Below are 11439 nucleotides of genomic sequence, written 5' to 3' on the forward strand. Positions count from 1 at the left end.
GTTCAGCACATAGTCTTGCCCTGTTCAGACCATGTATTTATGCGTGGTTTGTAGTGAACAGGTGAATACGTTAATGATGAGGTTTGTGAATGCCCCGCAGCACCTGGTTCAGCGCATTACTGTTGTTCGTCGCCCTTTGGGTTCCCGTAAGTCAGGCAGATACCGGTTGGCAGCCTTTAGCTGAAACCATCCGTAAAAGCGATAAAGATACCCGTCAGTATCAGGCCGTGCGCCTTGATAACGGCATGGTTGTGCTGCTGGTATCCGATCCTCAGGCCGTGAAATCCCTTTCTGCACTGGTAGTTCCCGTGGGCTCGCTGGAAGATCCGGACGATCATCAGGGGCTGGCGCACTATCTCGAACACATGTGCCTGATGGGCTCGAAAAAATACCCGCAGCCGGACAGCCTGGCTGAATTTCTGAAAATGCACGGCGGTAGCCACAATGCCAGCACTGCGCCTTATCGTACGGCCTTCTATCTTGAAGTCGAAAACGACGCGTTGGTGGGGGCGGTGGATCGCCTGGCGGATGCTATTGCCGATCCATTGTTGGATAAAAAATATGCCGACCGTGAGCGTAACGCGGTTAACTCCGAGCTGACGCTGGCGCGTACCCGAGACGGGATGCGTATGGCGCAGGTGAGCGCTGAGACTATCAACCCGGCGCACCCTGGCTCGCGTTTCTCTGGTGGGAATCTAGAGACATTAAGCGACAAACCGGGCAACCCGGTGGTACAGGCGTTACAAAAATTTCATGAAAACTACTACTCCGCGAACCTGATGAAGGCGGTGATTTATAGCAATAAACCGCTGCCAGAGCTGGCGCGGATAGCGGCTGACACCTTTGGGCGCGTGCCGAACAGAAATATCGAAAAGCCTGAAATTACCGTACCGGTCGTCACTGACGCGCAAAAGGGCATTATCATCCACTATGTTCCGGCAATGCCGCGTAAAGTATTGCGCGTCGAGTTTCGTATCGATAACAACAGCGCGCAGTTCCGCAGTAAAACCGATGAGCTGGTGACCTACCTGATTGGCAATCGTAGTCCGGGCACATTGTCTGACTGGCTGCAAAAGCAGGGCCTGGTTGAAGGTATTCGCGCAGACTCCGATCCGGTGGTCAACGGAAACAGCGGCGTGTTAGCCATTTCCGCGACGTTAACCGACAAGGGGCTGGCGAATCGCGATGAAGTTGTCGCGGCAATCTTTAGCTACCTCAATTTGTTACGCGAGAAAGGCGTCGATAAACGCTATTTTGACGAGCTGGCACATGTGCTGGATCTCGATTTCCGTTATCCCTCCATCACCCGTGATATGGACTACGTGGAATGGCTAGCTGATACCATGATCCGCGTTCCCGTCGAGCATACGCTGGATGCGGTGAATATTGCTGACCAGTACGATGCGAAAGCTGTTGAGCAACGTCTGGCAATGATGACGCCGCAGAATGCGCGTATCTGGTATATCAGCGCGAAAGAGCCGCATAATAAAACCGCTTATTTTGTCGATGCGCCTTACCAGGTGGATAAAATCAGCGACAAAACTTTTGCCGACTGGCAGCAAAAAGCACAGGGCATTGCGCTGTCGTTACCGGAGGTGAACCCCTACATTCCGGATGATTTCACGCTGATTAAGACGGATAAAAAATACGCTCATCCGGAGCTGATTGTTGATGAGCCGGATTTACGCGTGGTGTATGCCCCAAGCCAGTATTTTGCCAGCGAGCCGAAGGCTGACGTCAGCGTGATCCTGCGTAACCCGAAAGCCATGGACAGCGCCCGCAACCAGGTCTTATTCGCACTTAACGATTACCTGGCGGGGATTGCGCTCGATCAGTTAAGTAACCAGGCATCGGTAGGTGGAATTGGTTTCTCTACCAACGCTAACAATGGGTTGATGCTTAACGCCAACGGCTACACCCAACGTTTGCCGCAGCTTTTTCAGGCGCTGCTGAGCGGCTATTTCAGCTATACCTCAACGGATGAACAACTGGAACAGGCGAAATCCTGGTATGCCCAGATGATGGATTCTGCAGAAAAGGGTAAAGCCTACGATCAGGCTATTATGCCGGTGCAGATGCTTTCTCAGGTGCCTTATTTTTCACGTGATGAGCGCCGTCAGTTGCTGCCTTCCATCACCCTGAAAGAGGTGATGACCTACCGCGACGCCTTAAAAACCGGTGCGCGACCTGAATTCCTGGTCATTGGTAATATGAGCGAAGCTCAGACAACGAGCATGGCGCGGGATATCCAAAAACAGCTTGGTGCGAACGGGTCACAGTGGTGTCGCAACAAAGATGTGGTGGTGGACAAGAAGCAGTCCGTCATCTTTGAAAAAGCAGGCAGCAGCACGGATTCAGCACTGGCGGCGGTATTTGTGCCAACCGGATACGATGAATACACCAGTTCAGCCTACAGCGCCATGTTGGGGCAGATTGTTCAGCCGTGGTTCTACAATCAGTTGCGTACTGAAGAACAGTTAGGTTACGCCGTATTTGCTTTCCCGATGAGCGTTGGCCGTCAGTGGGGAATGGGGTTCCTGCTGCAAAGCAGTGATAAGCAGCCGTCTTACCTCTGGGAGCGTTATAAAGCGTTCTTCCCGACGGCGGAAGCGAAGCTGCGGGCGATGAAACCTGAAGAGTTCGCGCAAATTCAGCAGGCGATTATTGCGCAAATGCTGCAGGCGCCGCAAACGCTGGGGGCAGAAGCCTCACAGTTAAGCAAAGATTTTGATCGCGGCAATATGCGCTTCGATTCACGTGATAAAATAGTGGCTCAGATTAAACTGCTGACGCCGCAAAAACTTGCCGACTTCTTCCATCAGGCGGTGGTTGAGCCGCAAGGCATGGCGATATTGTCACAGGTTTCCGGCAGTCAGAACGGGCAAGCAGAATATGTGCACCCGGAAGGCTGGAAAGTGTGGCAGACCGTCAGCGCGTTGCAGCAAACCTTACCCCTGATGAGTGATAAGAATGAATGATGCCGCTGAGTCCCTTGATCCACTGCGTTTGCCCCTGACGGGCGAGCGTCTGATTGAAGCCTCTGCGGGCACCGGTAAAACCTTTACCATCGCCGCCCTGTATTTACGTTTACTGCTTGGACTGGGCGGCTCTGCCGCCTTTCCTCGTCCTCTGACCGTCGAAGAACTGCTGGTAGTCACCTTCACTGAGGCGGCTACCGAAGAGTTGCGCGGTCGAATTCGTAGCAACATTCATGAACTGCGAATTGCCTGCCTGCGTGAAACCACCGACAACCCGCTATATGCCCGTTTGTTAGATGAAATTGCCGATAAAAAACAGGCTGCTCAGTGGCTGTTATTGGCTGAAAGACAGATGGATGAAGCGGCGGTGTTTACCATCCACGGTTTTTGTCAGCGTATGCTCAGCCTTAACGCCTTTGAGTCTGGCATGCTGTTCGAACAGCAGCTGATAGAGGATGAATCGCTGCTGCGCTATCAGGCCTGCGCGGACTTCTGGCGTCGGCACTGCTACCCGTTGCCCCGCGACATTGCGCAGGTGGTTTTTGAAACGTGGAAAGGGCCGCAGGCGCTGCTGAGAGATATCGATCGCTATCTGCAAGGGGAAGCACCGGTTATCAAGGCTCCTCCGCCCGATGACGAAACGCTGGCCTCCCGGCATGAACACATTCTCGCGCGCATTAACCAGATCAAGCAGCAATGGCGTGATTCTGTTGATGAGCTGGATGGTCTGCTGGAAGCCTCCGGGATCGATCGGCGTAAATTTAATCGCGCTAACCAGGGTAAGTGGATCGAAAAGATCAGCGCATGGGCGCAGGAAGAAACCCAAAGCTATCAGTTGCCTGATGCGTTGGAGAAATTCTCCCAGCGCTTTTTAGAAGAGCGAACCAAAGCGGGCGGCGTAACGCCTCAGCACCCGCTTTTCGTCGCTATTGATGAACTGCTTAGCGAACCGTTAACCCTGCGCGATCTGGTGATCACCCGGGCGCTGGCGGAGATCCGCGCGGCGGTTGCCGAGGAGAAACGCCGCCGCGGCGAGCTGGGTTTTGACGATATGCTCAGCCGTCTGGATGCAGCGTTGCGCAGTGAAAGCGGCGATGCGCTGGCGACGGCTATTCGCACCCGTTTTCCGGTTGCCATGATCGATGAATTCCAGGATACCGATCCGCAGCAGTACCGTATTTTTCGTCGGATCTGGCAGCATCAGCCGGATACCGCACTTCTGCTGATTGGCGATCCAAAACAGGCGATTTACGCGTTTCGCGGCGCGGATATCTTCACCTATATGAAGGCGCGCAGCGAAGTCAGCGCACACTATACGCTTGATACCAACTGGCGTTCGGCCCCTGGCATGGTCAATAGCGTGAATACGCTTTTCAGCCAGATGGACGACGCCTTTATGTTCCGCGAAATCCCCTTCAGCCCGGTAAAATTCGCAGAAAAAAACCAGTCGCTTCAGTTTGTTTTACACGGTGAAACGCAGCCAGCCATGAGTATGTGGCTGATGGAAGGGGAAAGCTGTGGCGTCGGCGACTATCAGAACTACATGGCGCAGGTGTGCGCCATGCAAATTCGCGACTGGCTTAAGGCCGGACATTCTGGCGCTGCGCAACTGGTTAGTGGCAAAGCATCCAGCCCGGTACGCGCGTCGGACATCAGCGTACTGGTACGTAGCCGCCAGGAAGCGGCGCTGGTCCGCGATGCGCTGACGCAACTGGCCATTCCCTCCGTTTACCTCTCTAACCGTGACAGCGTATTTGAAACGCTGGAAGCGCAGGAGTTACTGTGGGTGCTGCAGGCGGTGATGACGCCGGAGCGTGAGAACACGCTGCGTAGCGCGCTGGCGACCTCGATGATGGGGTTGAATGCGCAGGATCTTGAAGCGTTAAATAACGACGAAAATGCCTGGGATGCGGTGGTCGAGGAGTTCGATGGTTATCGTCAGATCTGGCATAAACGCGGCGTGATGCCGATGCTGCGCGCGCTGATGGCTGCCCGCCAGATTGCGGAGAACCTGCTGGCGACGGCGGGGGGCGAACGTCGACTGACCGACATTTTACATATCAGCGAACTGTTGCAGGAAGCGGGCTCGCAGCTGGAAAGCGAGCATGCGCTGGTGCGCTGGTTGTCCCAGCATATTCTTGAACCCGACAGCAATGCGTCCAGTCAGCAGCTCAGGCTCGAAAGCGACAAGCATTTGGTTAAAATCGTCACCATCCATAAATCGAAAGGGCTGGAATATCCGCTGGTCTGGCTGCCATTTATCACCAATTTCCGCGTCCAGGATCAGGCTTTCTACCACGATCGCAGCTCCTTTGAAGCGGTGCTGGATCTCAGCGATGCCGAGGAGAGCGTTGAGCTGGCAGAAGCGGAACGTCTGGCGGAAGACCTGCGTTTGCTGTATGTCGCGCTAACCCGTTCGGTATGGCACTGCAGCCTTGGCGTTGCGCCGTTGGTACGACGTCGGGGCGATAAAAAAGGGGATACCGATGTGCATCAGAGCGCCCTTGGTCGCCTGTTACAAAAAGGTGAGCCGATGGATGCTGCGGGTCTGCGTGGCGCGATTGAAGCGCTTTGCAGCAACGATATTGCCTGCCAGACTCCCGGGCAGCCTGACGGCGAACCCTGGCAGGTTGCGCAGTCTGTTAGCAGTGAACTGAGTGCAAAAATACTGCAGCGTACGCCCGGCGATAGCTGGCGCGTGACCAGTTATTCCGGTCTGCAACAGCGTGGACATGGTATTGCGCAGGATCTGATCCCGCGATTGGATATCGATGCCGCAGGCGTCGGTGAGGTTATTGAAGAATCAGGACTCACACCGCATCAGTTCCCGCGCGGCGCTTCGCCGGGTACGTTCTTGCATAGCCTGTTTGAAAATCTCGATTTTACGCAACCGGTGGATCCGCATTGGGTCGAGGAGCAACTGGCGTTGGGCGGTTATGACGCGCACTGGACGCCGGTTTTGACCGAATGGCTGGACGCCATTTTGCAGGCACCTCTCAACGAGACGGGCGTGAGTTTGAGTCAGCTTTCCGCGCGAGAAAAACAGGTGGAGATGGAGTTTTATCTGCCGATTTCGCAGCCGCTGATGGCCAGCCAACTTGATGCGTTGATTCGCCAGTACGATCCGCTCTCGGCGGGGTGCCCTGCGTTGGACTTTATGCAGGTGCGCGGCATGCTAAAAGGCTTTATTGACCTGGTATTCCGCCATCAGGGGCGCTATTACCTGCTCGATTACAAATCGAACTGGCTGGGTGAAGACAGCTCCGCCTATACGCAGCAGGCGATGGCCTCTGCCATGCAGGCGCATCGCTACGACCTGCAATATCAACTTTATACCCTGGCGCTGCATCGCTACTTGCGCCATCGCATTGCTGATTACGATTATGAACGCCATTTTGGCGGCGTTATCTATCTCTTCCTGCGTGGCGTTGACCGTGAAAATCCGCAGCAGGGAATTTATGCGACCCGACCTGACGGAGAGTTGATCGCTTTGATGGACGAGTTGTTTGCCGGTGTGCCGCTGGAGGAGATGTCATGACAATCCAGAAACGATTACTGGAAGCCGTTGAGCAAAAGCAGCTCCGCCCTCTGGATGCCCAGTTCGCGCTGGCGGTTGCCGGAAATGATAACCCTGCCGTTGCGCTGGCAGCGGCGTTGCTCAGCCGTGAAGCAGGAGAAGGGCACGTCTGCTTACCGCTTTCGCGTCTATCCCGAAGTGAGGACACCCATCCTCTGTTAAGCGCCTGGCTCGCTGAAGCGGGAGAGCCCGAAGACTGGGCGGAATGCCTGCTGGCCTCCGGGGCGGTAAGCCGTGGCGAGCAGCCCACACCGCTGGTGCTGTACGGTGATCGTTTGTATCTGAACCGGATGTGGCATAACGAACGCGCGGTGGCGCGCTTTTTCGGTGAAGTTAACTACGCCATTGAGGTGGATGAGCAACGGCTGACCCACACGCTGGCAGCGCTGTTTCCGCCCGTTGAAGGCGTTAACTGGCAAAAAGTGGCCGCTGCTGTCGCGCTGACCCGTCGTATATCGGTGATCTCCGGCGGACCGGGGACCGGAAAAACAACAACGGTGGCGAGGCTTCTGGCGGCGTTGATTCAGATGGCGGACGGTGAACGCTGTCGTATTCGTCTGGCGGCGCCCACGGGAAAAGCAGCAGCACGTCTGACCGCCTCGCTGGGCGCGGCGTTGCGTGAACTGCCGCTGACCGATGAGCAAAAGAAGCGCATTCCCGATGATGCCAGTACGCTGCATCGATTATTAGGCGCTCAGCCTGGTAGCCAACGCTTGCGGCATCATGCAGGAAACCCGCTGCATCTTGACGTGCTGGTAGTGGATGAAGCCTCGATGATCGATTTGCCGATGATGTCGCGCCTTATCGATGCGCTACCGCCACACGGGCGGGTGATTTTTCTGGGCGATCGCGACCAGCTCGCTTCTGTTGAAGCGGGGGCGGTACTGGGGGATATCTGTGCTTTCGTCGGTGATGGTTTTACCCCGGAGCGTGCCCGCCAGCTTAGTCGCCTTACTGAAACCACTATTCCGGCTGGTTCGGGAACTCAGGCGGCTGCTCTGCGCGACAGTTTGTGCCTGCTGCAAAAGAGCTACCGTTTCGGTAGCGATTCCGGAATCGGTCAGTTGGCTGCGGCGATTAATCGTGGTGACAAAGCCGCGATAAAAACGGTCTTCCAGCAGGGATTTGGTGACATCGAAAAACGCGCTCTGCACAGCAGCGAAGATTACGCTGCGATGCTGGAGGAAGCGCTGGCGGGTTATGGTCACTATCTGGATTTACTGCACGAGCGTGCCGAGCCGGATGCTGTCATTCAGGCCTTCAATGAGTATCAGCTATTGTGTGCCCTGCGGGAAGGTCCGTTTGGCGTGGGTGGTTTGAATGAACGCATTGAGCAGGTGATGGTGCAAAAACGCAAAATTCACCGTTCGACGCATAGCCGCTGGTATGAGGGAAGGCCTGTGATGATCGCGCGCAATGACAGTTCGCTGGGATTATTTAACGGTGATATTGGCATTGCCCTGGATCGTGGGCAGGGTCTGAGGGTGTGGTTTGCGCTGCCGGACGGTTCTATCAAATCGGTCCAGCCCAGCCGCTTGCCTGAACATGAAACCACTTGGGCAATGACGGTGCATAAATCGCAGGGATCTGAGTTTGACCACGCGGCGCTGATTTTACCCAACCAGCATTCACCTGTGGTGACTCGCGAACTGGTCTATACCGCCGTTACCCGCGCGCGCCGTCGTTTGTCGCTGTATGCCGATGAACGGATATTGAGTGGCGCCATTGCCACCCGAACCGAGCGCCGCAGCGGATTGTCGGCGTTGTTTAATGATGGCATGATGTAGGCCGGATAAGCGTCAGCGCCATCCGGCTGTGTGCCTGATGGCGACGCTATCGCGTCTGATCAGGCCTACGATCTGCATACCAAAGATGTGCCAGCGAACTGTATGCCGCATCCGGCAACCACTCCTATGCCAAATCCGCCATCAGCACTTTTGACCGCCGCTGATAGTTGTACATCTCTTTTTTGCTTTCCGGCAGCAGGTCGATATCTACCGGCGTGAAGCCTCGCTCCTGAAACCAGTGAATGCTGCGCGTGGTCAGCACGAACAGCTTGCTCAGCCCCATCTGCCGGGCCTGTGCGGCGATCCGTTCCAGCAACACTTCCCCGCGCGACGAGCTACGGTAGTCCGGATGTACCGCTACGCACGCCATTTCGCCAATTCTTTCTTCCGGGAAAGGGTACAGAGCGGCACAGGCGATAGTCAGGTTATCACGCTGAATAATCGTGAATTTGTCGATCTCCATTTCCAACTGCTCGCGCGAGCGGCGGACCAGAATACCTTGCTGTTCCAGCGGGCGGATAAGCTCCAGAATCCCGCCGATATCGTTAATGGTAGCGCGACGGATCTGCTCGGCGCTTTCCATCACGATCTGCGTACCGATGCCGTCACGGGAGAACAGTTCTTGCAGCAATGCACCATCTTCCTGATAGCTGATCAGATGGCAGCGGCGTACACCACTGCGACAGGCTTTCACTGCTCCGCGCAGGAAGCGCACCGTACCGGAGCTGTAATCGCCTTTCTCTTCCTGCAACTCAACGCGAGCCTGAGCTTCGTTAGGAAACAACTCGGAAATAATATCGCCATCATCGTTGGTGACACCCTGAGACGAGCAAAAACCGATCATTTTCTCTGCCTTCAGTTTGATAGCCAGCTGCGTGGCGACCTCTTCTGACGTCAGATTAAAGCTCTCACCAGTGACGGAAACGGCGACTGGGCCCATCAGCACAATCGCACCGCTATCTAACTGGCGGTGAATAGCATCTTCATCGATGCGACGAATACGCCCGCTATGGCAGTAATCTACGCCGTCATCAACGCCCAGCGGCTGGGAGATAATAAAATTACCGCTGACCACATTGATGTGTGCACCCTGCAATGGCGTATTATTCAGGCTCATCGACAGGCGGGCGGTAATATCAAGCTGAAGTAGCCCCGCAGCCTGTTTGACCAGCTCCAGCGTTTTCGCATCGGTGACGCGCGTATTTTTGTGGTACACCGGCTCATGATGATGCGCCGCAAGATTGGCATCAATCTGCGGTCGTGCGCCATAGACTACGACCAGGCGGATGCCGAGGCTATGAAGAAGACCAATGTCATTGACGATACTGGAAAAGTTTTCATGCTCGATGGCTTCACCGCCCAGCATAATGACAAACGTTTTTCCCCGATGGGTATTGATATAGGGAACAGAATGGCGGAATCCCTGTACCAGTTCGGTTCTACGCTCCTTCACCACGGCACACCCTCATTGCATGATTATTCGTAATTTGTGTATTTTTATTCTGTTTTGGTTCTGTGCGCAAGCGTAATTTTTACCCATGCTGAAGATTTTTATCAGTAATACCGTGAATATAAAAAGAATGTTTACCCTTTTATAGATGACAGATTATGCGTCATTCGCTAAAGTTTCCGGTCAATTCGGACGTTTTACGTATTACCTCTAAAAAGATTTCTTTTGCTCGGGAGAAGCATGTCGGGATCCAATTCAGCAATCAGTCGCCGCCGTTTATTGAAAGGTGCGGGTGCTATGTGGCTTTTGAGCGTCAGCCAGGTGGGTCTGGCAGCCGTGAGTCAGGTCGTTGCCGTACGTATCTGGCCTGCGTCCAGCTACACTCGCGTCACGGTAGAATCTAACCGTCTGCTGAAATACAAACAGTTTGCCCTGAGTAATCCTGAGCGTGTGGTTGTGGATATTGAAGACGTTAATTTGAACTCGGTGCTCAAGGGCATTGGGACGCAGATTCGTCCTGACGATCCGTATATTAAGTCGGCGCGCGTTGGCCAGTTTGATCCAAAGACCGTGCGGATGGTGTTCGAGCTGAAACAGAATGTGAAGCCGCAACTTTTTGCGCTGGCTCCGGTGGCAGGCTTTAAAGAACGTCTGGTGATGGATCTCTATCCCGCGAATGCCCAGGACGTTCAGGACCCGCTGCTGGCATTGCTGGAAGATTACAACAAGGGCGATCTGGATAAACAGGTGCCACCTGCACAAAGTGGCCCGCAGCCGGGTAAAGCGGGGCGCGATCGTCCCATTGTCATTATGTTGGATCCGGGCCACGGCGGAGAAGACTCCGGTGCGGTGGGGAAATACAAGACGCGTGAAAAGGATGTGGTGCTGCAGATTGCCCGCCGCCTGCGAGCCCTCATAGAGAAAGAGGGCAACATGAAGGTCTTTATGACACGAAATGAAGATATCTTCATTCCGCTTAAAGTCCGCGTGGCGAAAGCGCAGAAGCAGCGTGCAGACCTGTTTGTTTCTATTCACGCTGATGCCTTTACCAGTCGACAACCCAGCGGTTCTTCGGTGTTTGCGCTCTCGACCAAAGGCGCGACCAGTACCGCAGCGAAATATCTGGCGCAGACCCAGAACGCCTCGGATCTCATCGGTGGCGTCAGTAAGAGCGGTGACCGTTACGTCGACCACACCATGTTTGACATGGTGCAGTCGCTGACCATCGCCGACAGCCTGAAGTTTGGTAAAGCGGTATTGAATAAGCTTGGTAAAATCAATAACCTGCATAAGAATCAGGTTGAACAGGCCGGGTTTGCGGTACTAAAAGCGCCGGATATCCCGTCCATTCTGGTCGAAACGGCATTTATCAGTAACGTTGAGGAAGAGCGCAAACTCAAAACGGCGACCTTCCAGCAGGAAGTTGCAGAGTCGATTCTGGCAGGGATTAAAGCCTATTTTGCCGATGGGGCGACGCTGGCGAGAAGGGGATAACAAAAAAGCGCTGAAAAGCGCTTTTTTTACGGACCGCAGATACAAAAAAACACCCGTCAGGGTGTTCGTAATGTTGGTTGCGGGGGCCGGATTTGAACCGACGACCTTCGGGTTATGAGCCCGACGAGCTACCAGGCTGCTCCACCCCGCGTC

The 11439-nt window shown here is 54.7% G+C and carries 5 protein-coding genes and 1 tRNA gene; 4 read left to right on the plus strand and 2 right to left on the minus strand.

The genetic code is table 11. From position 1 onward, the window contains the following. Positions 1-89: 89 nt before the first annotated feature. From ptrA to recD, 3 genes are read left to right on the plus strand one after another with little or no spacing between them, the layout of a single operon-like run. Positions 90-2978, plus strand: a complete 2889-nt coding sequence (gene ptrA / locus OGX67_RS12675; protein WP_257651636.1) for a pitrilysin — start codon at positions 90-92, stop codon at positions 2976-2978. Continuing rightward, positions 2971-6516, plus strand: coding sequence for an exodeoxyribonuclease V subunit beta (gene recB / locus OGX67_RS12680; RefSeq protein WP_257651635.1), 3546 nt, complete (start codon positions 2971-2973; stop codon positions 6514-6516). The genes ptrA and recB overlap by 8 nt, the downstream gene beginning before the upstream one ends. Continuing rightward, positions 6513-8342, plus strand: coding sequence for an exodeoxyribonuclease V subunit alpha (recD, locus tag OGX67_RS12685; RefSeq protein WP_257651634.1), 1830 nt, complete (start codon positions 6513-6515; stop codon positions 8340-8342). Before recB ends, recD begins: the two co-directional genes overlap by 4 nt. A gap of 124 nt (positions 8343-8466) precedes the next feature. Here recD and argA read toward each other — a convergent pair whose 3' ends face one another. Beyond that, a complete protein-coding gene (argA, locus tag OGX67_RS12690; protein ID WP_003034012.1) occupies positions 8467-9798 on the minus strand; it encodes an amino-acid N-acetyltransferase in 1332 nt (443 codons plus the stop codon). 234 nt (positions 9799-10032) lie between these two features. On the opposite strand from argA, the gene amiC reads away from it, so the two are divergent. Then, positions 10033-11286, plus strand: a complete 1254-nt coding sequence (gene amiC, locus OGX67_RS12695) for an N-acetylmuramoyl-L-alanine amidase AmiC (RefSeq protein ID WP_003034016.1) — start codon at positions 10033-10035, stop codon at positions 11284-11286. A 74-nt stretch (positions 11287-11360) separates the two neighbouring features. Here amiC and OGX67_RS12700 read toward each other — a convergent pair. Beyond that, a tRNA-Met gene (locus OGX67_RS12700) sits at positions 11361-11437 on the minus strand. Positions 11438-11439: the final 2 nt, after the last annotated feature.

It is taken from the genome of Citrobacter sp. Cf118 (assembly GCF_030334095.1).
In the GTDB taxonomy this organism is placed as follows: Bacteria; Pseudomonadota; Gammaproteobacteria; order Enterobacterales; family Enterobacteriaceae; genus Citrobacter; species Citrobacter freundii.

Coding starts and splice junctions, on each gene's coding strand:
- amiC (WP_003034016.1), top strand. CDS start 10,033: ATGTCGGGATCCAATTCAGCAATCAGTCGCCGCCGTTTATTGAAAGGT.
- recB (WP_257651635.1), top strand. CDS start 2,971: ATGAATGATGCCGCTGAGTCCCTTGATCCACTGCGTTTGCCCCTGACG.
- ptrA (WP_257651636.1), top strand. CDS start 90: ATGCCCCGCAGCACCTGGTTCAGCGCATTACTGTTGTTCGTCGCCCTT.
- recD (WP_257651634.1), top strand. CDS start 6,513: ATGACAATCCAGAAACGATTACTGGAAGCCGTTGAGCAAAAGCAGCTC.